Origin of the sequence: Chryseobacterium gallinarum, assembly GCF_001021975.1 — a bacterium.
Classification (GTDB): domain Bacteria; phylum Bacteroidota; class Bacteroidia; order Flavobacteriales; family Weeksellaceae; genus Chryseobacterium; species Chryseobacterium gallinarum.
Genome location: NZ_CP009928.1, coordinates 3630542 through 3656944 on the forward strand (window position 1 = coordinate 3630542; position 26403 = coordinate 3656944).

Genomic DNA, 26403 nt, shown 5'->3' on the forward strand with positions numbered 1-26403 from the left:
ACATAAAAATAATAATCAGATAACCTTATCAAAAAGAGAACGCAACGTATGAAAAGTTTGAAATGTGGTCTTACCATAGCAGCATTGTTTTTTACTGTCACAGCAGAAGCCCAGGAATTGGTCCGGAAAGTATCATTTTCCGTACCGGCAAGCAAGCCATTAATTGAAGTTCTGGAAGAGTTTGCCGGAAAAACCGGGATGAGGCTAGCTTATTCAAAACAGGATATTAAAGAGCTTAAAGTAAAAGGGGTAAAATGCGAAAACTCCTCCATCAGCAGCTGCCTGAAAGACATCACTAACGGACTTCCTGTTATTTTCCGCCTGAATGGTGACCTTATTTCAATAAAATATGAGAACCCGGATGTTTCGGTACCGGGAAACGGACGTATATCCGGGAAAATTGTTGATGAAGTGGGAAGACCTGTTGCCGGTGCAGAGGTTCGTATTGCTCAGAAAACTATAATAACTGATAATAACGGGGATTTTACCATAGATCTTCCTTCAGGGCTCTATACTCTTACCATAAAAGCACCAAGATATAATCCGCTCAGGGTAGAAAAGCTATCTGTTACTAATAAAGAAACCAATACCGTTTCATTCGCATTGAATCCGGCTTCCGATAAAATTACAGACATTAAAGAGGTGGTGGTGACAGCAACCCGGAAGGCCGACACGCAGGCAGGATTACTGGCCCAGCAAAAAAAAGCCGCCCAGATGAGTGACGGAATTTCGGCCGAACAAATCTCAAAAACACCGGATAATGACATAGGCGGAACATTAAAAAGAGTAACCGGAATTACCACTATAGATAATAAGTATGTTGTGGTACGCTCAATGGGAGAACGCTGGAATACAGCCGCAATGGATGGCATCAACCTACCCAGCACCGAAGCATATAACCAGAATTTTTCTTTCGATATTATTCCTACCGCCATGGTGGAAAGTGTTGTGGTGAGTAAATCTGCCACTCCTGATATGAATGCCAATTTTGCAGGAGGTTATGTGGAGGTAAGAACTAAAGATATTCCTAACGAAAACTTTACAACAGTAACCTTGGGTACTTCCTATAATGACCAGTCGGCATTTAAAGAATTTCTGACCCGTAAACGGGGAAGATATGATTATTTCGGGTATGATGACGGAACAAGGGATTTCCCGAAAGGACTCGAAGCAATGAGTGTGAGCAATCCTATGTTCTTTGAACAATCCAAACAGTTTACGAATGATAATTTCACCACTTATAAAACAAAAGGTGATATGGGATCAAACATTCAGCTGGCATTAGGAAGAACATATCGCCTTGCCAACAACAATAAATGGGGTTTTGCCGGTGCTTTTGTCATTCGGAACGAACAGAACAAACTGAATATTGATCATACCGGAAGAGGAAACTGGCTGGATACGACGGGGCCTTTGGACGCCAATGGACAAATTCCTTTTTATGACTTTAAAAATAAAGGGGCATCCTATCAGTATAACTCTACGGTGGCAGGAATGCTTAATTTCGGTTTGCAGCTTAATAAAAGCAGGATCTCTTTCCGGAACTCCTATACCCATATCTATGACAATACCCTGACAAGAATCACGGGATGGAACGAATATACCGGTGGAAGTGGTTTGCCATCCAATGCAGAAGCTTCCTATCATTACTTTTATAATGGTATCATCCCTGATAATGATCCTTCAAAAATCAAATCTTTAGATAAACCTTTTACAGGGAATACGGACTATCCGGTTTACCAGATGTTTTTGCAGAATAAACTGGAAGGTAGCCATAAGACAGGGAATATGGAAATTAACTGGTTTGCTGCCAGGACCGGGGTTTCCTCAGATACCAAAGATTATACGCTGCACCAGACATTATACAATTTTATAGGCCGTGAAATCCTTAGCTATCATGAGGTTAATAATTCCTCAAGTGATTTTGCAAGAGGATATATCATGAGTAAAGAAACAGATTACAACTACGGTGCATCTTTCAAATGGAGTTTTGATCGGGAGCTATTTAAAAATGATATTAAAATAGGCTATGCCGGGGCATCCAAAACCAATACGAATCAACAGCAAAAGTTTTTACTCAGGGTGGATGAAAACAGAAATGTCCCCAACAGTAAAATTTTACAAATGTACGGGGCACTCTCTGATTGGTTTGATGGCTCTCATTATGCTCCCGGAGGAATAGGGTGGCAAACCAGACCGCTCTATAAAAATGAAAAATATGAAGGTAAAGTAGAGCAGCATGCCATGTATGTAATGTTTGATAACCGCTGGAAAAATAATTTCAGGTTAGTATGGGGGGTACGGGCAGAATATTTCAAATATGATCTGGTTTCCCAGCAGCTTGATCCCGGTGACTCACGCAATGTCAATAAACCGGGAGTAGATGACCAACCCTGGCAATGGATGCCTTCTGCCAATTTTACCTATAGCCCTACCAATAAAATCAATCTGAGGCTGGCATATAATAAAACGGTAATCCGGCCTCAATTTAATGAAAGAATTGGATTGCCCTATTTTGACCCTATTGCCAATGGGCATATTTACAATACGGAAATGGTGTCCTCTGTAGTGAATAATTATGACTTTAAATTTGAATGGTTTCCGGGGCTGGGAGAAATTTTTTCTGCAGGAATCTACTATAAAAATATAGATCACCCCATTGAGCGTGAAGGCTATCTTTCCAGTGAAGGAAATCTTTACCTGTATAATGGGAACTCAAAAAATGCAAAGCTGAAGGGACTTGAAGTGGAAATACGGAAGAATTTAGGTTTCATTGCAGAGAATTCGATTCTATCGGATCTTTTTATCAGTGGGAATTTCACCTATAACGATACTAAAGTCATTGCCTTTAAAGACAGGGAAAAAACAGGAGACGGGGATGCCACCTATGAAGTAGCCAGGCCCTTGTACGGACAGACTCCTTATGCATACAACATGGGGCTCATGTATGACGGAGAAAGGCTTGGGTTAAGCTTTCTTTATAATGCCAAGGGCGATCAGTATATCACTGTAGGTTACTCTTTCAACGGGGAGGAAATACAGCGCCCCTATGCCGTAGCAGATGGGCAGATTTCTTATAAGTTCCTGAGAAACCGGAATCTGGAAGTGAAATTAAACGTCAGAAATCTTTTTAACAGGGTAAAGGAATACTATAACAATTTTAATTCTTACGTAGCCAGGAAAGACGGAGGCGGAAGTAATCTGGAAACAGAAAGAGAATCCATGGAATTATTACCTGGAGCTACAAACAAATACGATAAGAATATTGATAAAATCTTATTCCGGGCCTATAGCGGAAGAATGTTTGGTTTGAGTGTGAATTATACATTTTAACCTGCAAAAAAATAAATTAAGAGCTCTTGATAGAGAAGCGTACAGGTTTCGGAATCCTGATAAGAGCCGGATTGATACTGATGATGCGCACAGCAGTACCGGATCAGCTAAACCGAACACTATTGTCTTTTCCCGGGCAGTAGTGGCAAAGAAGGGAACTCAGGCAGGCCAGCTCCTCCTGGTCTGCAGGATGAAAACAATAACCAAATCGCAGAAATATAGAGGCGGATATTTCTGAATATTAAAAATTTCCGGCCATAAAATAAATGCCGGATCTATCAAAAATTATAACAATGAAAAGATTAACCCTAATCGCAGCTGCTGCATTATCTCTTACAGCTTGCCAAAATGATCATTTGGCAGATTCTTCGACACCCTTCGAAATGAAGCCTACTTCAGCTGAATACCTTACAGCTTCTTCACTACCTGTGACTACAGTAAGTGGTCCGATTACTTCTGATACTACCTGGAGCGGAGTAATAGAAATTGATGGTACCGTAGCCGTTAAAAACGGAGCAACACTTACCATCCAGCCCGGTACTTTTATCAAAGCAAAGCCTAATGCAATAGGTGAAGGTTCAGGAATTCTGGTGATTACCAAGACAGGTAAAATCAATGCTACCGGAACAGAAACCCAGCCGATTGTTTTCACAAGTTACAAACTATTGGATGGAAATGAAGATACAACTGCTTCTCCCGGGGATTTCGGAGGAGTGATCCTTTTAGGGGATGCTCCTACCAATGTTCCTTCTACCACAACAATTGAAGGTCTGACCGGTAGCGATTACTATTTCGGAGGAACCAACCCTTCTCATAATGCAGGAATCATGAAATATGTACGTATTGAATTTGCAGGCTATGATTTCGTTGGAGCAAACTCAGGAAATGAAGTGAATGCCTTATCATTAGGAGGTGTAGGAAACGGCACAACGCTGGATCATATCCAGGTATCTTACGGTCAGGACGATTCTTTCGAATTTTTCGGAGGAACTGTAAATGCATCCAACCTGATTTCTTTCGCAGCGGAAGATGATAATTTTGACTTTGATAACGGATATACAGGAACAATTACATGTGCCCTTTCTTTGGCTGATTACAATTCTGCACATACGGTAAGCGGAGGAAGCCCTGATTCTAACGGTATCGAATTGGATAACAATGCTACCGGTACAGCGACTTCATTGATTACCAATCCTGTTATTAATAACCTTACGATTGTAGGTCCTAAATTCGGTAACGCAGGACAAGGTGCTGCCTACGAAAACGGAATTCACATCAGAAGAAATGGTAAGCTGACATTACATAACGCTGTAGTTACAGGATATCCTGTGGGAATCAGGGTAGAAGGTACAGGTTCTGAGCTTTCTTCAGCTTCAACATTGGCTTCCATCCAGGTTCATGGCTTCACTACTTCCGTAATCGGAGCAGGTACGGCAGGAATACCGGCAACCAATCTCCTTACAGGAAATACTGCTGCATTGTGGGGCATGAGCCAGCCATTCTTTAACGAAGGAAGCTGGAATGTTTCCCCAAGAAACTGTGGCAACTTCCAGGGATCCTGGACAAAATACAATTTTACGGCTGTAGAATAATTAAAACTTTAAAAAGCAGGGAACAACGCACGCTGTTCCCTTGCTTTTATTTTCAAAATCTTAATAATCAGTATTATGAAAAAAATAATTTTATCATCTGTTTTGCTGGTATCTCACCTGGCTGCAGCGCAGTCTCTGGTATGGGGAAACTCCTTTGATACACCTGCTGATCTTCAGGGATGGACATTCCATGATCTGAACAATAACAACAACGGGTGGGTACAGGGACAGAATATTTACCACAATGGTACTTCTCTGGTCTACGGAACAGCAAATGTTCTGCGTCATTCCATCAGTCTGGTTCCAAGTGGCAGCGCAACAGGTTTTGCTACAGAAAATGACTGGATTATTTCTCCTCAGATTGATCTGACAGGTGCTGCAGGAACAATTACTTTAGCAGCTTATATCGGAAGACAGAGATCTTCCCATACTATTGTTGCCAGAGATCTCTATATCTACGTAAGCACCCCGCAGAAAGAGGTTCCCGCTTTATCTGACTTTCAGGCAATGACCATAGATGCAGGGGGAAATGATATTCCAAGCCCTTATAAAATACAGGTAGGAGATTCTACCAACCCATTTCCGGCAGATCTTACCCAGTTTGTAGAATCCCTTGTAGACCTTTCCGCTTTTGCAGGAAAAAAAATCTATATCGGAATGTGGGCCAACAGAAAAGCAAACGGTAATAATATTCAGAATATCAATATTGATGAGATCGGTATTTATGCGACTTCGTTTTTAGGAATTAAGGAAGTAAAAAGAAACAAAAATTTAACACAAATAAAAGAAAATCCGGTACAGGATAATTTGCAGCTCCAGCTTAACCCTGCATTGAAAGAAAATACAGCCATTGTCAATATTTACAATATGGCAGGCCAGAAAGTCCTTAGTGTTCAGTATTCCAGGTCTATTCCTGTAGCCGGATTAACCGCAGGAACTTATATCGCAGAAATCACTGACGGAAAGACCGCGGAACAGTTGAAATTTATTAAAAAATAATCATTCGTAAATGTACTTATAAATTGGATTACTGCCTTTACAAAGCAATTGTCCGGAACATATCCAAGTAGTTTTTTTATAATTGTTTTATTGCCCTGCACTATTGGGCGGGGCAATATTTTTAACCTTCATACTATAATTTAATAATAAAGATGAATAAGATCTTTGCATTGCTGTTTTTTATCATATTAGTTTCCTGTACCGGTAATACGGTAATAGAAAAATATGATACAGCCCAGAAGCCCGGTGAGATAAACATCAAGGGATACTCTAAGCCCGATGTACTTCAGCTGAGATTCAACGGGGAACCTGTAGCCATCAACGGGAAAACTTCCTATACCAATAAAATAGAAACCCAGCTTCAATTTGTACTGGATGAAGGAGAAACCAACAAACTGGCTATTTATAATAATGAAACAGGAACTGAAATCACACAATATACCATCACTTATACCAATGCTGAAGATTTCAAAAACCTGTATTTTTTTAATCTGCCGGGAATTTTTTTGCAAACCTATGTGGTAAAACCTCAGGTAAATCTTGGAAAAGTGGGCTTTGAGTTCATATTTCCGAATCTTGGGGAATTTTCAGGATCTTCCCTAATCAATGTTAAGGGGGTATTAAAAAGGGAAAACGGGGTAGTACTCGCAGAATTTGATAATATCGGGAAAGATAATTTTACGCCTGTGAAAATCTATAGTTCCTTCAGTCCTTCAGCACCGGTATATCTGGAACTTTATAAACCGGGAACCACAGAACCCTACGCAGGATCCGGGATCGTTAAGGTAACGCTCAAGCAGCATATGGGAGCCAATCTGATTGTACTTCAGGAAAAGCAGGAAAATGGCGCCTGGATTGTAAAAGGAGATATCGATGTATCAGAATACCTGTAGTCGGCTATGAATAATTTTCTAACCATTCCATTTGTTATCATTTTCACTTTTCTCATTGCATGCACGAATAATGACGAAAGTGTTCCCGTATTCCCTGAAGGAAGCACAGAATCTGTGAATGTATGGGTACAAGACAGTATGAAGCGGTATTATTACTGGGCTGATCAGATGCCTGCCAAACCGGATTACAGACTTCCCGTAAAAGACTTCTTTAAAAGCCTGCTGTCTCCACAGGACCGGTTTTCTTTCATTGTCAATACGGCAGATGCTTCTTCATATCCCCGTTCAATCCGGAATATGTATGGCTTTGATTATACGGTTATTCAGCAGAGCAATGGAAACGTGATCACTGTTGTTAAACTGGTCCTTAAAAACTCCCCTGCATTCAACGCCGGGCTGGAAAGGGGGATGATTATTACCAAAATCAATGGAACATCTGTCACAGCAGCCAATGCAGAAGCAATGGCCTCATCTATGAAAGAACTCACCATCCTGAATCTTACCGTAGGAAGCTGGAAAAATGGCAGTGTTGCAGATGAAAAAGAAATTAAAATATATTACGGCTTTTCCATGGAGCAGCCTCTGTTATCTAAAATTTTTGATAAAAACGGGAAAAAGACGGGATATCTTTATATTTATGATTTTCCTGATGGAATGACTTCCACCCTTTATCAGAAGTTTGCTGAGTTCAAAGGGGCCGGAGTACAGGAACTTATCCTGGATCTCCGCTATAATTATGGCGGGTCGGTATCCTCTGCTGCGGCTCTGTGTTCACTCATTCCTTCAGGTATAACGTCCGCTTCACCCTTCATTATATTTAAAGGAAATAAAAACGGTGGTGAAGTAAAAAGGACATTTGCCCAGCAGATTGCCTATGATCCCAAAGCACTTGATTTCAACACCTTACGTGCTAATGCCTTAGGATTGGGTAAAGTGTATATTCTTACCTCAAACAGTACGGCTTCAGCTGCTGAAATAATCATCAACAATCTGAAGCCCTATATACAGGTAATCCAGATCGGGGATGTTACATTGGGAAAAGATATGGCGGGATTCACGGTAGAAGACAAACGTAAACCACGGAAAATTTCCTGGCAGATCCATCCGGTCATTTATAAAGTCTTTAATGCCGGTGGAGCCGGGGAGTATCATGATGGAATTTCCCCACAGATTGCTGTAAGCGAATATTCTGATTTGCCGCTACTGCCTTTAGGTGATCCCGGGGAAACGTTAATTTCTACAGCATTGGACAATGTTTATTTAAGGTCAGCAAATAAAGCAGCCTCACCTCAGAAAGTAAAGATTCTATATCAGAGTGATATACTTCAGTAATGAACAAATTAATTATGCTGAAATAGAAAACAGATTTACAATTTGCGGTTTTGCCATTTACCTGAAATACCTTTACCACCAACACAATCACATAAAACCAAATCCATGCAGGGAATAGAACCAAAATTTCATACAAGCCTCACCAGTCGGGTAGAACATTACCGCCTGTTAACAGAAGCGATGGATGATCCTGAACTTCGTTCCACTGAGGTCATTGCACAGATTTCAGAATTGAGAGATCTGTATGAGGAATATTTGCTTAACAAAAAGAACCTTGAAAAAAGCATTAAGAATTATAGGGAATATCATAACGAACTGAGAAAGAAACTTACGGTAAGATTCCGGGAACTTAAAAGAAAGGCCCGGCAGAAATAGCTTTCCTATAATCAAAAAACTCCATCATTAGGCTCATAATGAGACACTTTTAGGTGGCTCATTCTTTTGACAGTCAGTTTATACATGATGTTTAAAATCCATTTTATTTATTGCTTTAATCTCAAAATTCTTATTTTTATAACATTAAGTTGAAAGATGGTGTGTCTATGAATTTTAATGGAGCTGTTTTTTCCGGTTATTTAGAAATATTTTGGCAGTTTTCCTGGTTGCAGTGGCTTGTGTTCAGTGTGATTATTAATATTTTCCTGTATTTCTTTTCAATAAGTCTCTATATTTTTATTGACAGAACCTGTCGCAAAAACGTACTGCAGGGAAAAAATCATCCTGTTACAAGATCTGATCTTTACCTGAGTTTTCTTACCATTATCTGCAATAGCCTGGTCATGCTGATTGGAGTTTTTTTATGGAAAACCGGCTGGATTGAGCTTACTATACATCCATCGGTAACGGAAATTGTTTCAGAAGTTATTGCATTGCTTCTTTTGATGGATGTATTGATGTATTTTTTTCATTATGCCGCCCATCTGCCTTTTGTCTATAAACGGATACATGGAAAGCACCATCAGCATGTAAGCACCAATTTCCTGAGCCTTTTTGTTTTACATCCTTTGGAAACAATTGGTTTTGGACTCATGATGCTGGTTTTACTGATGTGTTATGATTTTTCAGCGGTTTCTATTTCAGTTTACCTGTTAGTCAATCTGGTCTGGGGAACTATCGGCCATTTGAACAGGGAGTTTTTTCCGGCTTCTTTTGACCGTATTTTTGTAGGAACCACAAGATTTCATAATCAGCACCATTTGGATGAAACCAAAAATTTTGGCTTTTATACTTCTATTTGGGACCGACTGTTTGGAACTTACAGATAGTGCAATTTGTAGTAAAAGACTATTAAAATTGTTGACGTTTCATCAAATACAAATAAATAAAGGAGACTTTGGTTAAAGTTTTATATGATTTAAAACTTTACCTAGCAGGTGATTAAAATTTTCCAATTCCTTAGCTGTCAGTATAGAAGCCGTTTGCCGGGTGATATTTTTCCTGAAAGTTTCCGAATTTTCTATGATAAACCTGCCTTTTTCCGTTACGGAAAGATTGAACTTCCTACGATCAGCGGCATCCTGTTTCTGAATAATAAAATCATGATTAATCAGAAATTTCAGTTGCTTGGAAACAGCAGCCTGACTGATATTAAATGCCGTGGCCACCTCTCTTCCCGTGGCAATTTTCTTCCTTAGAATAAACTCAATGATATTATAATGCCCTGCAGTAACTCCATTAATATCACCTCGGTTCATATGAGCCAGAATAAGGCACTGGAAATCAGTGAATGTGTTAAAAAAATCTTTTTCAATGGATTTCATAATAAATATACTTAACTTAGTTAATTATTAACAAAGTTAATCATTTTAGACATGGAAAATATAGAAATTACAAATGCCAGGCAAAATAATCTCAAAAATATTTCCATAAAAATTCCAAAACATCAGATTGTTGTTTTTACAGGGGTATCGGGATCCGGGAAATCCTCGTTGGTTTTTGAGACCATCGGGGCAGAAGCTCAGCGCCAGATTAATGAAACCCAGAACAGCTTCATCAGAAACCGTCTGCAACATTACGGGGTACCGGATGTGGACAATATTAAAAACCTGAATGTTCCCATTATCATCAATCAGAAACGTTTGGGAGGAAATGCAAGGTCTACAGTGGGTACAGCTGCAGATGTCTCTGCCTCTTTACGATTATTATTTTCGAGAATGGGACAGCCGTTTGTCGGATACTCCAATGTTTTTTCATTTAATAACCCCCAGGGAATGTGCCTTGAATGTGAAGGCCTTGGATTTGTTCAGACCCTGGATGTTACTGCCTTATTGGACAAGAATAAGTCTTTGAATGAAGGTGCCATCAGATTTCCGACATTCCAGCCGGGAGGATGGCGATTAACGAGATATACCTTATCCGGATATTTTGATAATGATAAAAAACTGAAAGACTTTACGGATGAAGAATGGAATATGCTTTTAAATGCAGAAGAGCATAAACCTAAGCATCCCTATAAAGAGTGGGGGAAAACCGTAAAATACGAAGGCATTATTCCCAGAATTGAAAAGGCGTTCCTGAAAAAGGACTCCAAAGAGAATATAACAAGAAAAGATGCTCTGAACCATGTTGTCATTACGAAAACATGTCCTGTCTGTCTGGGAAAACGGCTGAACAAAAAAGTATTGTCCTGCAAAATTAAAGGAAAAAGTATAGCCGACTGTATGGCGCTGTCTGTTGACGAGCTCCTGGAATTCATCTCTTCACTGGACTCCGGTACCTATGACGTGATTATAAGGGAACTTTCAGCAAAGCTTCAGAATATAATAACGATCGGATTACAATATCTGACATTGGACAGAAATACAAACACTCTTTCAGGAGGAGAATCCCAGCGGATAAAAATGGTAAGAAGCCTTGGAAACAGTTTGGTAGACCTGCTGTATATTTTCGATGAGCCTAGTATTGGTCTTCATCCGAAAGATCTTCAGAATATTATTTCCATTATCCGGCAAATCAGGGATAAAGGAAATTCTGTTTTAATAGTGGAGCACGATCCCGACCTGATTAAGATGGCAGACCGAATCATTGATATGGGACCTAGTTCAGGCAGAAACGGAGGAGAAGTGATATACGAAGGAACATTTGAAAATATAAAAAATTCCAAAGGCAAAACAGGCTCTTATTTTGCAAGGAAACCCGTAATAAAACACATATACAAAAAAGCGGAAGGACATCTGAAAATCCGGAATGCCAGTCTGTACAATCTTAAAAATATCAGCATCAACATTCCTGCCGGGGTAATGACTGTGGTGACCGGAGTGGCAGGATCAGGGAAAAGTACACTCATCAACCGTATTTTGCCTGATTTCTATCCTGAAGTCACTATTATAGATCAATCCCTGTTTGCTGCCAGTGCACGTTCCAATCTGCTTACCTATTTAGCGATATCAGATACCATACGCAAACTGTTTGCGCAATCCAATCATGTTTCAGATAAGCTGTTTAGCAGAAACAGTGAAGGAGCCTGTCCCAATTGTAAAGGATTGGGAGTGGAGAGGATAGACCTTGCTTTTATGGATGATATTGAACAGCCCTGTGAGGTCTGTGGCGGTTCTGGATTTAATCCTGATGTACTGCAGTATGTATACAACGGAAAAACAATTGTAGAGGTAATGGATATGACCGTTTCTGAAGCGGTCTGTTTCTTTAGGGAAGAGTCTGTGCTTAAAAATTTTGATCTGCTCATACAATTGGGGTTGGATTATCTGACACTCGGACAAAGATTGGATAGCTTTTCAGGAGGTGAAAGACAACGTATGAAACTGACCAGGGAATTGAAAAACACCAACCAGATCATCGTTCTGGACGAACCTAGTACGGGCTTACATCCAAGTGATACCAAGAAGTTGCTGACTTTTTTTAACCATCTGGTAAACCAGAATAATACCCTGATTGTTATTGAGCATAATCTGGATATTATTGCACAGGCAGACTGGATTATTGATATGGGCCCCGGGGCCGGAAAATACGGCGGAAAGATAGTGTTTGAAGGGACACCGGAAGACCTGCTGACCAGCAAAACATCAGTCACTGCAGAATTTCTGAGGAAGCATATTCAGTAAATGAAAAAGAATTAAACCATTAAGATAAGCTAGCAGGAATAGTAAAAGTTTTACTAGTCTATACTTTATAACAAGTATAAATTACATTATTTAATTTTCCTGGAGCTTTATGGATCTTAATGGTTTACAATTATTTTGTCCGGGCGGAAGATTTTGCAGCAGATTGTATTTTTTCTTCAATCAGTCTCCAGTCATATAAATGAAATACTCTGCCATTGCTCATTGCAACAAATATCCCTTTCGGAAATTGTGGGCCCAGATTAATATGGGTTACTTCAGAACCATCACTTTCGCTGGTAGAAACAGGTATTTCTGCAATTCTTCCTTTTGAAGGATCTTCCCTCAGGTATACATTAAATGTATCATTCTGTTGATTGGAAACCAGGATATATCCCGTCTCTTTAGAAGTAGAGTAGATAGAAATTCCTTCTACGTCAGACTTAAAATCTCCTTTTCCGAAAACCAGCAGCTCCTGATTTCCTTTATCCGGATCAGCGTAGTACTGATGAACTCCAAATTGTTCGTCAGAATAATAAATATATCCCATTTCATCATCTACAGCGATACTTTCGATCTCTTTCAGCCCACTGTATTTCCCGAACTTACGGACAACCTCTCCCGTGATAATTCCGTTTTTTTCATAAAGTTTATATTGCCAAAGATAACCATCGGCAGGGCCGGACTTTCTTCCGACAATAACAAACTGGTCTCCGGTTGCCGGGCTTTTATATAAAGAAATTCCCATCGGTCCCCGTTCTGTTTCTCCTTCAAATACAGCAATTTCTCCGATCTTCTTCAAATCGGGTAATGAGTAAAATTTTACTTTATTGGTTTCTCTTTCCGTAACGGCAGCAATATCAGTTTTTTTGCCGTTAAGGGTAAATCCATATTCAATATCCACATTATTGGGGCGTTTAAGCCCTGAAACTTTCCGGATGATCTTTCCGTTGAGATCAAAGGCGTACAATCCGCCATCAGTATCTTTATCCGTTCCTATAATGATGCTTTTTGAAGTATCTTCCGGATTGATCCATATTGCAGGATCATCAGTGTCATGAACCACAGCTTCTGTAATGATTGTGGGTTTTATTTTTTGTCCAGGTGTTTGCTGTCCCGTACAGCTAAACAGAAAAGCCGCTGCCGGAAGTGAAAGTATATATTTTATTTTTTTCATTATTAAAAATCAAATTTTATCCCTACAGTAAATCGGGGTCTGTAATATTCTGCCTGGGTTGTTCTGCTCTGAATTCCCTGGTAATATCTTAACGGCTGGTTGGTCAGATTATTGGCTTCAGCAAAAATTCTCAACTGGTTTGTTATTTTGTAAGAAGCATTTGCATCCAGGAAAAACTGTTTGTCGTAATAACGGTCATCAAAAGCTTTACCTCCTAATTCATCAATGTAATGAGATGCATAATTCATAGAAATTCTGGCCGAAAAACGTTTGTTTTCCCATGAAAGAGAGCCATTAAACATATGAGGAGCCGTACCCGGAAGACCTACATCGGTTCTTTCAGCACCATCTTCATTGGTAATTCCTTTTGCTTTGGATTGAGTGTAGGTATAGTTAACATATACGCCCAATCCTTTCCAGAATGCTCCCGGAATAAAATCCATCTGTCTCTGCAAAGCAACTTCAAATCCATAAATATCTACATTATCTCCATTTCTCTGTTGGGTAAACTTCCAGTTGCTTTCCCCGGCAGGGATAGGATTAGACTGTCCCGCAAAATCCGTTGCAAAATCATCGGCTGTGTAGTTTCTTTTGGAATAGGTGTAAATAAAATTATTCAGGTTTTTATAAAAAATCCCCCCGGAAAGAATTCCTACGGACTTAAAATATTTCTCTGCCATAAAATCAAAGTTATAAGCATAGGTCGCTTTTAAACCCGGATTCCCGGCGGCTACTATTTCATCTTCCGGAATGACATTAAGGTAAGGGACCAGCGAATAATAATTAGGACGGGCAAGAGCGGTGGTAAAAGCTGCACGAAGCACCAGATCCTGTACCGGGACATATTTGAATGAAATATTAGGAAGTACGTTGGTATAGGTATTGGTATTGTTGATCTGGCCAATCAGGTCTTTTTCATTCATAACGTAGTTTCCGGTGTAATCTATCTTTGTGGTTTCAATACGGGCCCCTAAGATCATGGAAAGTTGATCGTTTAAATCCTGGTCCCAGCGGATATAGCCTGCATAGATCTGCTCCTTTGCAGTATAATTGCTTGAAAGGAACTTTTCAGGCCTGGATTTTCCATTGAAAAGATTAGGGTTAAATAAATCTAACCCTCCAAGATAGGAAGGATCAACAAATGTCCCGGGGACATAATGGCCGGCCTGGAAGTTATGCCCGTCAAGATATATTGTAGGTACGGAAAGAAGGCTTCCCAGACTGCTGACCGGCTGAAAAGCATAGAAATCATTATTCCTTTCCTTTTCTTTTAAACGGAGACGGAAACCCGTACGTAACCTTCCTTTCCGGCCATCAATTACGGAAAAAGGAAAGCGTACATTCATTTTGGCACCCAATTCCTTCTCCTGTGTAAAACTGTTGGCATCCGACAGATCACTCAGTTTATAACTTCCCAGATCATCCGCAGCAAGAGGAGTAATGACAGGCTTTTCAGGACTGATGAGGTCCTGGGAAAAGGTCATCTTACTGTTTTCAAATTCTATATAACGCTGATGCGGTTTATCTTCACTGGCAATGGCATAGTTTACAGACCAGTCAAGATCCACTTTGGATCCCAGCAAATGCTCACCTCTTAAAGCATAATTCTGAACTTTTTGTTTTTCAAAACGGGTATTGTCATTGTCAGCATCACCGCCTTTATTTTGTCTTGTAATGCTTCCTTTCCAGCCTGTAATTTCGGTTTCATCAGTATTATAAACAGGTTTTATCTTATATCCGAGCGCATACCGTGTTTCTTTATCATTCCTGAAATTATACATGGCGGAAGCATAGATTTTATTCTTTGAATTGAATTCATAATCCATATTAAGGTCAAAACTATGCCTGATACGGTGCTCATTATAATAACGGACACCCATTTTGCTGATATAAACCGTTTGGGTGGCATCATTGGCAAGACTCCATACCGGTTCAATATTGTCTGAACCGAAATTATTATTGTTATAAGAAAAACTGAATACCGCACCCAACTTTTTATCTAAAAAACGGTTTCCATATACCAATCCAGCTGTATAATTTCCCTTTTCGCGGATAGGACTGTATCCTCCCGCTAATGTTGCTGAAATTCTTTCGCCATTGGGCGAAGCTCTGGTAATAAGATTGACAGAGCCCCCTATGGCATCAGCGTCCATATCCGGTGTTAAGGTCTTATTTACCTCTATGGTAGAAATCATATCAGAGGGGATAAGGTCCATCTGAACATTACGATTATCACCCTCAGCAGAAGGAATCCTGTCACCGTTCAGGGTAACAGAGTTGAGATTTGGAGCAAGTCCTCTGATGATAAGGTTTCTGGCTTCTCCCTGGTCATTCTGTATGGTAATACCGGGAACACGTTTCAGCGCATCTCCAATGTTGGCATCAGGAAAACGCCCGATCTGGTCGGCCGAGATCACATTGGTAATATTGGCGTTATTTTTCTGCTTATTCAAAGCCCTTGCCTGGTTTTTTAACGTAGATCCGGAAACCACAATCTCATCAATCGTAGTTTCTTTTTTTGCAAAAATAATATTCTGCCTGGTGTTTTTTTCAGGTTCTACCGTTACATTATATTCATGGACACCATAGCCAAGATAATCTACTTTCATGGTGTAGTTTCCGGGAGGAACATTCAGGAATACAAAATTTCCATGCTCATCGGAAGTCGTATAGATGTTACCGGGACTCAAGGAGATTTTAGCTCCCGGCAAGGCAATCTTTGAGTCGTCGTTGATGTTTCCGGACAGACTACCGGTTTGTGCATAGAAAAAAATAGATGCACAAAATAAAACAGATGTAAAAATTTTCTTCACCTTCCTATATTAGATTAAAATTATGAACAAAATTAAACGTACGTTTGGAAAATGATTTAAAATGAAAATTAACATTGTTTTAAAATTTGTTAATACACAGACGGAACGGTGTTTTCCTAAACTTCAGAACCCAGATTTTTTGCTGTATGATCTCCCTCTATTAATAAAGTTAATTCATTACATTGTATAATTTTTCCATCAGCAATGGTAAACTCCGCCAGTACTTTATGCCTGACCGTACTTCCATCTTTTAAGACAGACTTTGCCAGATGATGGGTAAAAATGATATTCCTGTTTTCAGCGTGGTTAATGATTTCAATTTGTTGTTGCGTTACTTTTTCTTTAAGTTTTTTAATATGCAAAACAAATTCGTTATAGTTCAGACAGGTTCCATCAACATACTGGATATATTCTTTAGAAAAATATTTTTCGATCAGAATCTGATCAAATACCGGATTTTCCAGCACTTCACTGAAAACTTCTTGGATAAAATGCTTCATAATGTTAATATTGTGAAACAAAATTACATCCGGTATTCATGACGGAACGATAACAATTGTAAAGAAAAACTCCAATTACTTATCTGCGATTCCGGATCCTGCTTAAAGAAACACTGGTAATCCCAAGGTAAGATGCAATATAATGTTGTGGAAACCGGAGTAAAATTTCCGGTCTCTTTTTGAGAAGCTGCTTATATCTTTCCTGAGGAGAATCTTTAATAAAAGACATCAGTCTTTTACTGATTTCACTAAACCGCTTATAAAATAAAGTATTAAAGGTTTGTTGAAATCCTGGATTTTCCAGCAATTGCCGGAAAGCTTTGTAATGCAATTCATAAACAACAGAAGGTTCCAGCGTTTCTATCAAAAAATCACTTGGGGTACCGTTCACGAAGCTGTCAAAAGACGCTACAGCCTGATTTTCGGTTATAAATTCGAGGGTAAGTTCTTTTCCATCCTTATAAAAATATTCCCTTAATGCTCCGCTTTTGACTAAAAACATGTTGGCTGAAACCTGGCCTTCTTCAAGGAGTACCTTTTTAGCAGGATATTGTACTTCCCGGAACAGATGAGGAGCGGTATGAAGGAAGGATTTAATATCAGGTATTTGCATGGAGAGTCGATTAGCAGGAAGATAAAAGCAGTCCTTGTACTATTGATTTGGTTTTTTTGATTAATTCATTTGACCTGTAAAGCTGGCTGGTCACTATACAGCTTTCAAAAAGAAGGTAAATATGGTCGGATAGCATATCATCTTTAAGATCCTTGTTAAAGGCATCCCGTAACGCTTTTTTATGGCTGCGGATCACCTTATGAATCTCCACTTTTTCAGAGGGAATTTCAGATAATATATTCAAAAAGCTGCAGCCCCGGAAATTTTCTTTTTCGTTCATGAAGATCAAAAAGTCAAATGATTTCAAAAACCTTTCTTCTACAGTCTGCGCTCCGGAAATAAAGTTCTTTAATTCCGATATCCAATAAGCATATCTTTTGTCAAGAAATTCAATACACAGGTCATCTTTCGATTTGAAATGCTGATAAAAACTGGCTTTTGAAACCGCCGACTCTTCAATGATCTGATTGATGCCGGTATTGTTATAACCTTGTTGATGAAACAAGATCATAGTGGTATTTAGTATTCTTTCACGAGGTTTGGACATGAAGGCTATTTTTAGCAAATTTAAATAAATCTGAACAGACTGTTCTTTTTTGTTTAAACGAAATTACAAGCTATTTCACGATATTTTCAATCATCTGCCGGAGTAGATTGCAATGAAATCAGTTTTTTTTCTGAAGAAGAATATTTTTCGACCCACTTATACAGGGTGGTTTTGGGAATACGGTATTCCGTAATAATCTGCTGTTTTGTTTTGGCCCCGGAACTGATAAGGTCTAGTATAAATTCAATGATTTCAGAGGTGTAAATGTTTTTCCTGAATTGCGGCATGGGATTTTTTGAGACAGCTCCTTTTTTTTGATAATTGACAGCCGGTGGCGAGTAAAAAATCAGATGTTGTGAATAAATCCTGAAAAAATCATATTCCAGCAGCTTGCTCCATTTTAAAAGTAATTCACTTGACATGCTCTTTGCCTCATACATCCTTTCAAGTTCATCCTCTGTACATTTAAGATAACTGCATATCCGGTCTTTATCCAGTTTCTTTTCATCGGTCCTTATCTGTATAAGTTTACCAATGTGTATTTCCTTAAGATTCATCTATATATGTTTGTGTTTTTAATGGTTCACTGCGGCATAATCTTTTTATTGCATGCAGTTATATTGCCTGTGCATCTATAAATAGCCATGACTATCCGGTACAAAAGCATTTTGAAAAATGTGTTCATTTCAACTTGTGCGTCAGGAGCCTGTCAATGGAAAAATTATTAAACTGATAAAGTATTTTCCATCTGAATATTTAAGAACATATTCCGGAATGGCGTCTAGTTGTTACAATGTTAACGAAAAACCTGTTTCAATAAAAAAGAATAGAAGATACATAGGTTCTACTTTTTTTAATGTGTTGATAATCATTGGTTTTAGGTTTATTGTGAAGGAGTTTTGTCGGGCTATCTAACGAAAAATGAGAAGGTTTTTTGATAAAATATTACTCTGTTAATCCGGTTGAACCCCAGATAAACCTCTAAACCTATAAAAACTGTGGATTTCTATCCGGGTGATCACAAGGAAATAAGCAGCAGCAATAAAGTTTGTTGACAGAGGTAAGTTTTATACAAATCCTCTTGCATAATAAACCTGTATAAGGAAGAACAATAAGGTGAAAAACCATATCATATAAGGATGATAGCGGAGGTTTTCTTTCAGAATATAATGCAGGGCTTTAAATAGTTTTATCAATCCGATAATTCCTATAATAAGAAATACAATGAAAATGATGAAAAAGAAATAATCCCTGGAACCATAATTTCCGGAAACAGAAAGTTGGTCAAGATGATTCAAATAAGACTGAACATTCACAGTTTGTCCCAGAAACATGGCAGAAAGAATCAGTATAAAGAAAGGAGTAGAGGTATATACTGTAGTATAAATGAATGAAAATAATAAGGTGCGGAAGGTTATTGTATTGACCTTTTCTTTTTTGTACCCTAATAATATCACACTGAAAGCAACGGCTGTAAAATTGTTCATCATAAATATGAATAAAGCTTTTTCCACCATGCTCAGCCCTTTAATCCTGGAAATAAAGTTGTGTTCCCCGCTGTAATCCATTAGAAGAACGGAAACAATTACCGAGGTATATACCGAAAGTTTGATGGGAGATAAATAATCAAGGAAACGTTCTGCTTCCTCTTTTTCCATTTCCTGAACGGCAAAGTCATAGCAGCGATGAGGTTCTTTAAACAATTTATAAATAGTTACGGGAACCAGTAATATTTCGATAATAATCTGTAAACAGAGTTTTTCAAAGCTATCAATCAATTTTTCAAACATATATCATCCGGTATTAGGCAAAGATGGGCTGACTATGCAATTTAATAATTTTTTAAGTCGTTATTGCCAATCATTTGTTGAATGAAATAAAAGAGTTTAACTTCAGAGACTGATAAATAACGGGCTGGAGATAATTTCCGGCCTGTTATTTATGAATACTTATTTAGGTAATCCTTTTTTTAAAGCAATATTCGCTTTTTTAACAGCTTTTTTCTCCTTCCAGTCCATGTACCTTTTCTTATAACGGGCTTTCATGAAATTATCAAAATTTCGCTGAACGGCTAAGTTCCAAAGTGAGTGTGCTTTTACAGCCCAGCTTTTATCCCAGGCGCGAAGAGAGATGGAAAAAGATCCATCCAGATATTTCATCCAGTGCCACCAGCCGGTAGGCATAAATAGAGTGTCTCCATGCTCTAAATAGCATTCGATGCCTTCAATACCATCCAATGCCGGAAATTTTTCAAAATCGGGATTTGCAATGTCATAGTCTTCCAGGGCGTAAGTTGCATAAGGAAGTTTGTACAGGCGGGTTTTCCATTTATATTCAAAAAGGAGAACATGCTTTCTTCCGTTAAAATGCGTATGGAAGATATGAGGCATATCAATATCATAATGCAGGAAGGTTACGGATCCCTTACCTCCAAAAAACATACTCGGATATTTATCTAGAAAACCTCCCATCAGATTTTTTGGAGGGATGTAATCATCCAGTAATTTGGGCGCAAATTTTATAGGATCAAAGAAAAAGATCCTAAGATCGGTTGGTTCCCTTTGGATAAGGTCAACATATTCGCTGAACGGCATTTTTGTTGTCGGAGTGTTAATAGGAGCTGCAGGATCAGCCTTGGAGCTATCATATAATGGAACTTCAACATCGCCTACTACCTCTTTCATGTATTCCATTGTCCATTTTTGATAGGCCGGCCATTTTATCGCCATATTTTTGATTACCACTGGCTTACATGGCTTTAAGTATTTTTCACGGAAATCTTCCTGTGAAATGTCATCTACAATATCAATCGGTTTAAGGAGTATTCCCATTTGTTTAAATTATCAGGCTAAATTATTAAATATTTATGAAAAAAAATGAGAATCATTGAAATAGTATAATAAATTGAAAAATATTTATTGAACAATTTATAATTGATGTAAGTACAATTGCTGATTATTTAAGCTATATTTTTTTGAATATTCTGATTCAGATCCTTCAGGAAATACGTAGGGGTTGTTTTATACTTTTCATGAAATTTTTTAGAAAAGCTTTGGGCCGTTTTAAAGCCTACCATATCTGCCATCTCCTGAATACTTTTATAGCGAAGCCTAGGTGTGGTTTTCCATAATTCTACAGCATGGTTCAACCTTAAATTATTAAGATAAGAGGCAAAATTATTTTTCTTATAATGATTGATTACTTTTGACAGATATGCGGTGTTTGTTCCACATTCCTTTGCCATATTTAAAAGAGAAATATCTTTTATCAAATATTTTTTTTTCAGCTCAAAAGTATTAAGATAAGACAATATATTTTCCACAATCAAAGGGTTGATGTCTAATTGGTCATGGATTGGGTTGCTAATTTCAACTTGTGTATTTTCATATTGATATTCAATATTTATTTTTTCCCGGTTTGTAATGGCTTCAAAATATAAGGTCTTATAGTATTTCTGTTTTCGGTAATACGTGTATGTGAGCCCTAACAGTATAAAAAATGAAAGAAGGGAAATTACAGCAATACTGTTACGGAATTTTTTTTCCTGGGTATGAGATTTTTTTAAGATGGCGTTCTCATTACTTATTTTTTTGAGTTCATCATCCCCGTCTAAAAAACCTGATATGTATTGAACTTTTTTTAGTGGTAAGGTTTTTATGGTGATTTTATCTTCAATGATAGGATATAATCCTCCAACTCGACTTTTTGTAAAAAGCTGATAATAACTCATAACGAATAGTATAACCCATAGAAAAATTCTCATATAGAGGAATTAATATCATCAAAAGTACAAAAATGAATTGAATTTTTTAAAATTTTGATTATCATATTTTTAAGTGTTTTTGCTTGAGTATTTTTACGTAAATATTTTCTGTTTTTACCCATTAAATTTATGAATTTAAATATTTTCCTACCTTATATATTTGCTTGGAAACCGATGCTTATTATAGATTTATATAGGTCAAAAAAACACAATCGCTATGAAAAAAATCACATCTGTTTTCACTATACTTACTATCACTTTTAGTTATTCTCAAATACAACCATGGAATACGACAGGTAATGCCGGAACTAATCCTTTTGATCATTTTATTGGAACTATTGACAATCAACCACTAATTCTAAAAACAAATAATATAGAGCAACTAAGAATTACACCGAAAGGAAAATTTATTCCGTCAGGAACAGATGCTTCGTGGGGCAAAAATCTATTTTTTGGGGGAGGCAATGAAAGCATAGCAGAAGGAAATGGAAGGAATACGATTTTTGGTCTGGATAGCTTTAATTCTGCTGCTGGGCATACTAATACAGCTATAGGATATCAAGCTTTTGTAAATGTAGAACAGTCCACCTATAATGTAGCGGTAGGTTCTCAAACAATAGGAGGTAAAGGGTGGCTATTAGAAAATACTGCAGTAGGAACTTTTGCCTTATCCAGAGATCAGGTTTCAGACATAAATTTTTTTGTAACTGGTAATTCTGCATTTGGATCCGGGGCTTTACAGACTTTAAAACACGGAAGATATAATGTGGCAATAGGTACTCTGTCCTTGTTCTGGCTGGCCTCCCAAGCTATTTCCAGCGAAGATAATGCACAATATTCCAATAATATTGGTATAGGTTATCAGGCTGGTTACAATTTGATAAAAGGCACTAATAATATTTTTATAGGAAATGAAGTGAAATCTTCTCGGTCTATAATTGATAATGAGCTCAATATTGGTAATTGGATTGTTGGGAACAATGGTATTATCGGAATCGGTCAATTTGCTGATTTACTGCCTGCCAATGGAATATCGGCAGATGGCCGTAAATATAAACTTTTTGTAAAAGAGGGAATTAAAACAGAAAAAATAAAAGTTGAAGTGGCTTCTGCAAATGACTGGGCAGATAATGTTTTCAAAGAAGATTATCAGTTAATGCCTTTATCAGAGGTAGAAAAACATATTCAGAATAAAGGACATCTTCCTAATATCCCTTCTGCTGATGAAGTGGTAAAAAATGGAATAGATCTCGGAGATATGAATTCTAAGCTTTTGCAGAAAATAGAAGAACTGACTTTGTATCAGATCCAAATGAGTAAGGATATTAAAGAATTAAAAGAAGAAAATAGAAGGCTAAAACATGTGTTGAAAAAAGAATAACACTTAAAAAAAATATAACCATGAGAAAAGAATTATTTACTACTTTTTTACTGAGCTTCTTTTGCTTGGTTTTCATTCAAGCTCATATTATTAACCGTAGGGATATAAATAACATAACTCACCCACCGAAAGCTTTGGCTGATGTTTGTTTCAACCGTGTACACAATGGCTGGGCAGAAATTATCATACCAGTTAGTCAATGGACCTCGGATAAAGTCACTCTGAAAATCTATGGACAAAATGGAAATCTTATAAATGGGACCAATGGGGTTACTTTCGATACGAATGTTCTTACCAAGGTCTCTACCAATGGGCAAGAATATTATTTTCTGAAAGGGCGACCTGTGAGTGGTGTCCAAAATGTAGAAACTTTCACTTACGAAGTCTCCAGTCCACAGGATGCGGCAGTATCCAAAACTTTTGATGCATTGCCATCAAAAGAACAAGCGAACATAGCAGGAGCCTCTACAGTATGTATTCCTAAGGCTGCCGTTTGTTTCAACCGTGTACACAATGGTTGGGCAGAAATTATCATACCAGTTAGTCAATGGACCTCGGATAAAGTCACTCTGAAAATCTATGGACAAAATGGAGATGCTATAAATGGAGCTAATGGAGTTGCGTTCGATACAACTTCTCTCACTAAGATCTCCTCCAATGGGCAGGAATATTATTTTCTGAAAGGGCGACCTGTAAGTGGAGTTCAAAATGTAGAAACTTTCACTTACGAAGTCTCCAGTCCACAGGATGCGGCAATATCCAAAACTTTTGATGCATTGCCATCAAAAGAACAAGCGAACATAGCAGGAGCCTCTACAGTATGTATTCCTAAGGCTGCCGTTTGTTTCAACCGTGTACACAATGGCTGGACAGAGATTACCATACCGGTCAGCCAATGGAAATCGGATAAGGTTACTCTGAAAATCTATGGACAAAATGGAGATGCTATAAATGGAGCTGATGGAGTTGCGTTCGATACAACTTCTCTCACTAAGATCTCCTCCAATGGGCAAGAATATTATTTTCTGAAAGGGCGACCTGTAAGTGGAGTTCAAAATGTAGAAACTTTCACTTATGAAGTCTCCAGTCCACAGGATGCGGCAGTATCCAAAACTTTTGATGCATTGCCATCAAAAGAACAAGCGAACATAGCAGGAGCCTCTACAGTATGTATTTCTAAGGCTGCCGTTTGTTTCAACCGCGTACACAATGGTTGGGCAGAGATTACCATACCGGTCAACCAATGGAAATCTGATAAAGTTACTCTGAAAATATACGGACAAAACGGAGATGCAATAAATGGAGCTAACGGGGTTATTTTCGATACGACTTCTCTTACTAAGATCTCCTCCAACGGGCAAGAATATTATTTTTTGAAAGGGCGACCTGTTAGTGGTGTTCAAAATGTAGAGACATTCACTTATGAAGTTTCCAGTCCGCAGGATGCGGCTGTGTCAAAAACTTTTGATGCATTGTTATCGAAAGAGCAGGCAAACATAGCAGGAGCCTCTACAGTATGTATTCCTAAGGCTGCTGTTTGCTTCAACCGCGTACACAATGGTTGGGCAGAGATTACCATACCGGTCAACCAATGGAAATCTGATAAAGTTACTCTGAAAATATACGGGCAAAACGGAGATGCAATAAATGGAGCTAACGGGGTTATTTTCGATACGACTTCTCTTACTAAGATCTCCTCCAACGGGCAAGAATATTATTTTTTGAAAGGGCGACCTGTTAGTGGTGTTCAAAATGTAGAGACTTTCACTTATGAAGTTTCCAGTCCGCAGGATGCGGCAGTATCCAAAACTTTTGATGCTGTACCTTCAGACCAGTGGAATGATTTTGAAAAACAAAAAACTTGTGCTACAAAAGCAGGAGGAATTTGTGTGGATCGAAATAAGAATAATTATACCATTTATATTCCGGTATCTGAGTGGAAAGGGACAAGTGTAAAGATAAGATTCTTTAATATCAATGGAGATGTAATAAGTTCACAGGATTTTGCGAGTCCTGCTACAGAAATATAATGGAAGAAATTGTTATAAAATTACCACCAATCTGAACTTAAATGAACAGGTTATTATTGAAGCGTCCAGCTCTACCAATGCAGCAGTTCACATGCTATTGGATACTGTTCAGTCATTATGCTATGAAGGAGCTTGTGGAGGTAATAATAACTGGGAACTTACCGGTAATACAGCTACTGATCCGGCTTATAATTTTATTGGAACCACCGATAAGCAAAGTTTAGTTTTCAAAACCAACAATGTCGAAAGCATGCGTATCGATTCTAATGGAAAGATTGGAATAGGTACTAAAAATCTTTCATGTACTGATTGCTCTAATTACAGACTTTTTGTAAAAGACGGAATTAAAACAGAAAAGGTAAAAGTGGAAGTTGCTTCAGCTAATGGCTGGGCAGATTATGTATTCCGTCCGGATTATAAGCTCCTCAAGTTAGAAGATGTAGAGAAACACATTCATGAAAAAGGCCACTTGCCTAATATTCCTTCTGCTGAGGAAGTCGTGAAAAAAGGGATTGATCTTGCAGAAATGGATGCCAGATTATTAGAAAAGATTGAAGAACTTACTCTTTACACCATCGATTTGAATAAAAAAAATACTGAGCTTCATCAAAAGAACGCTGAATTAGGGGGGAATGTAAAGAACAGAGAGGAAATAATTAAAACTCTTCTGAAAAAAGTGGAAGCTTTGGAAGCTGGAAATAAGAAAATTGTTGACTCTAAAACTTCGAAGAATAATGAATAAATATAGCTTTTTAATAAGTATCATCTTCTTCCAACATGTCTACTCTCAGACTACTCCTAAATATTGGAGCGCAAGGGGAAACGCCGGTACCAGCCCTGATACTCATTTTGTAGGAACTACAGATTCCCAGAAATTACTTCTCAAAACAAATGGTACGGAAGCAATGCAGCTGGATATAACCGGTAAAGCGGGCATTGGAGTTTCTAATTTTTCCTGTACAAGCTGTTCCGGCTATAGACTTTTTGTGAAAGGGGCTCTTAAAGCAGAAAAGATAAAATTAGATATCGCTTCTGAAAATGGTTGGGCAGACTATGTATTCAAGTCGGATTATCAACTTCCAAGACTGGAAGAAGTTGAACAACATATTCAGGAGAAAGGGCATCTACCCAATATTCCATCTGCAGAAGAAGTGGTAAAGAATGGAATTGAACTCGGAGAGATGAAAGCAAGGCTTTTGGCTAAAATAGAGGAGCTAACTCTTTATACAATAGATCTTAATAAAAGGAATCAGAGCCTTACCCAGCAAAGTTCAGAATTAGATAACCAGATTAATAACCAAAACAAAGTCATTGATACACTTCAGAAACGTATAGAAAAGCTGGAGAATGATCATCGCCAAACATTTTAAAA

Annotated in this window: 22 protein-coding genes; 12 read left to right on the forward strand and 10 right to left on the reverse strand. The window is 38.1% G+C overall.

Translation table 11 applies throughout. From position 1 onward, the window contains the following. The first annotated feature begins 48 nt into the window (after positions 1-48). The 7 genes from OK18_RS16085 (at position 49) to OK18_RS16115 (ending at position 9414) form a co-directional block, all read left to right on the forward strand. Positions 49-3333, forward strand: a complete 3285-nt coding sequence (locus OK18_RS16085; RefSeq protein ID WP_053328661.1) for a TonB-dependent receptor — start codon at positions 49-51, stop codon at positions 3331-3333. Between the two features lie 293 nt (positions 3334-3626). Further along, positions 3627-4925, forward strand: coding sequence for a hypothetical protein (locus OK18_RS16090; protein ID WP_050021429.1), 1299 nt, complete (start codon positions 3627-3629; stop codon positions 4923-4925). A gap of 75 nt (positions 4926-5000) precedes the next feature. Continuing rightward, entirely contained in the window at positions 5001-5924 is a 924-nt protein-coding gene (locus OK18_RS16095; RefSeq protein WP_053328662.1) for a T9SS-dependent choice-of-anchor J family protein, read from the forward strand. Between the two features lie 152 nt (positions 5925-6076). After that, positions 6077-6817 (forward strand): hypothetical protein, encoded by a 741-nt coding sequence (locus OK18_RS16100; protein WP_228377629.1) that lies wholly within the window; start codon positions 6077-6079, stop codon positions 6815-6817. Between the two features lie 6 nt (positions 6818-6823). After that, complete coding sequence (locus tag OK18_RS16105) at positions 6824-8149, forward strand: S41 family peptidase (RefSeq protein WP_053328663.1); 1326 nt, start codon at positions 6824-6826, stop codon at positions 8147-8149. A 105-nt stretch (positions 8150-8254) separates the two neighbouring features. Continuing rightward, complete coding sequence (locus OK18_RS16110; protein ID WP_053328664.1) at positions 8255-8524, forward strand: hypothetical protein; 270 nt, start codon at positions 8255-8257, stop codon at positions 8522-8524. A 167-nt stretch (positions 8525-8691) separates the two neighbouring features. Then, positions 8692-9414, forward strand: a complete 723-nt coding sequence (locus OK18_RS16115; protein WP_050021226.1) for a sterol desaturase family protein — start codon at positions 8692-8694, stop codon at positions 9412-9414. Positions 9415-9486: 72 nt separating this feature from the next. On the opposite strand, the gene OK18_RS16120 is transcribed toward OK18_RS16115, so the two are convergent. Continuing rightward, entirely contained in the window at positions 9487-9909 is a 423-nt protein-coding gene (locus OK18_RS16120; protein ID WP_053328665.1) for a MarR family winged helix-turn-helix transcriptional regulator, read from the reverse strand. A 51-nt stretch (positions 9910-9960) separates the two neighbouring features. Here OK18_RS16120 and OK18_RS16125 point away from each other — a divergent pair, with 51 nt between their 5' ends. Then, positions 9961-12210 carry an ATP-binding cassette domain-containing protein gene (locus tag OK18_RS16125; protein ID WP_053328666.1) on the forward strand — a complete coding sequence of 750 codons (2250 nt, stop codon included), beginning with the start codon at positions 9961-9963 and terminating at the stop codon, positions 12208-12210. Between the two features lie 130 nt (positions 12211-12340). Here the strand turns inward: OK18_RS16125 and OK18_RS16130 are convergent, their stop codons facing one another. From OK18_RS16130 to OK18_RS16170, 9 genes are all read right to left on the reverse strand, one after another. Next, positions 12341-13384 (reverse strand): phytase, encoded by a 1044-nt coding sequence (locus OK18_RS16130; RefSeq protein ID WP_082129213.1) that lies wholly within the window; start codon positions 13382-13384, stop codon positions 12341-12343. A gap of 2 nt (positions 13385-13386) precedes the next feature. Next, on the reverse strand, positions 13387-16197 hold the full coding sequence (locus tag OK18_RS16135) for a TonB-dependent receptor (protein WP_053328667.1): 2811 nt from the start codon (positions 16195-16197) through the stop codon (positions 13387-13389). A gap of 116 nt (positions 16198-16313) precedes the next feature. After that, positions 16314-16697, reverse strand: a complete 384-nt coding sequence (locus tag OK18_RS16140) for a hypothetical protein (protein WP_053328668.1) — start codon at positions 16695-16697, stop codon at positions 16314-16316. A gap of 79 nt (positions 16698-16776) precedes the next feature. Further along, a complete protein-coding gene (locus tag OK18_RS16145; RefSeq protein WP_082129214.1) occupies positions 16777-17310 on the reverse strand; it encodes a Crp/Fnr family transcriptional regulator in 534 nt (177 codons plus the stop codon). 10 nt (positions 17311-17320) lie between these two features. Further along, entirely contained in the window at positions 17321-17857 is a 537-nt protein-coding gene (locus OK18_RS16150; protein WP_053328669.1) for a TetR/AcrR family transcriptional regulator, read from the reverse strand. A gap of 86 nt (positions 17858-17943) precedes the next feature. After that, positions 17944-18414: a transposase gene (locus tag OK18_RS16155; RefSeq protein ID WP_053328670.1), complete on the reverse strand. Its 471-nt coding sequence runs from the start codon at positions 18412-18414 to the stop codon at positions 17944-17946. Positions 18415-18924: 510 nt separating this feature from the next. Next, a complete protein-coding gene (locus OK18_RS16160; protein WP_050021219.1) occupies positions 18925-19647 on the reverse strand; it encodes a hypothetical protein in 723 nt (240 codons plus the stop codon). Positions 19648-19806: 159 nt separating this feature from the next. Next, positions 19807-20688 carry a cupin-like domain-containing protein gene (locus OK18_RS16165; protein ID WP_053328671.1) on the reverse strand — a complete coding sequence of 294 codons (882 nt, stop codon included), beginning with the start codon at positions 20686-20688 and terminating at the stop codon, positions 19807-19809. A gap of 128 nt (positions 20689-20816) precedes the next feature. Further along, positions 20817-21620 (reverse strand): helix-turn-helix domain-containing protein, encoded by an 804-nt coding sequence (locus OK18_RS16170; RefSeq protein ID WP_082129215.1) that lies wholly within the window; start codon positions 21618-21620, stop codon positions 20817-20819. Positions 21621-21837: 217 nt separating this feature from the next. Between OK18_RS16170 and OK18_RS16175 the strand changes: the two genes are divergently transcribed. Genes OK18_RS16175 through OK18_RS16190 form a run of 4 tightly spaced genes read left to right on the forward strand, consistent with a single transcriptional unit; the run spans position 21838 to position 26401 of the window. After that, positions 21838-23001 (forward strand): hypothetical protein, encoded by a 1164-nt coding sequence (locus tag OK18_RS16175; RefSeq protein WP_053328673.1) that lies wholly within the window; start codon positions 21838-21840, stop codon positions 22999-23001. 20 nt (positions 23002-23021) lie between these two features. Next, positions 23022-25031, forward strand: coding sequence for a hypothetical protein (locus tag OK18_RS16180; protein WP_156173312.1), 2010 nt, complete (start codon positions 23022-23024; stop codon positions 25029-25031). Beyond that, the gene (locus tag OK18_RS16185; RefSeq protein WP_053328675.1) at positions 25006-25773 is read left to right on the forward strand and encodes a hypothetical protein; all 768 of its coding nucleotides are present in this window, start codon (positions 25006-25008) and stop codon (positions 25771-25773) included. The genes OK18_RS16180 and OK18_RS16185 overlap by 26 nt, the downstream gene beginning before the upstream one ends. Continuing rightward, on the forward strand, positions 25766-26401 hold the full coding sequence (locus OK18_RS16190; RefSeq protein WP_053328676.1) for a hypothetical protein: 636 nt from the start codon (positions 25766-25768) through the stop codon (positions 26399-26401). Before OK18_RS16185 ends, OK18_RS16190 begins: the two co-directional genes overlap by 8 nt. Positions 26402-26403: the final 2 nt, after the last annotated feature.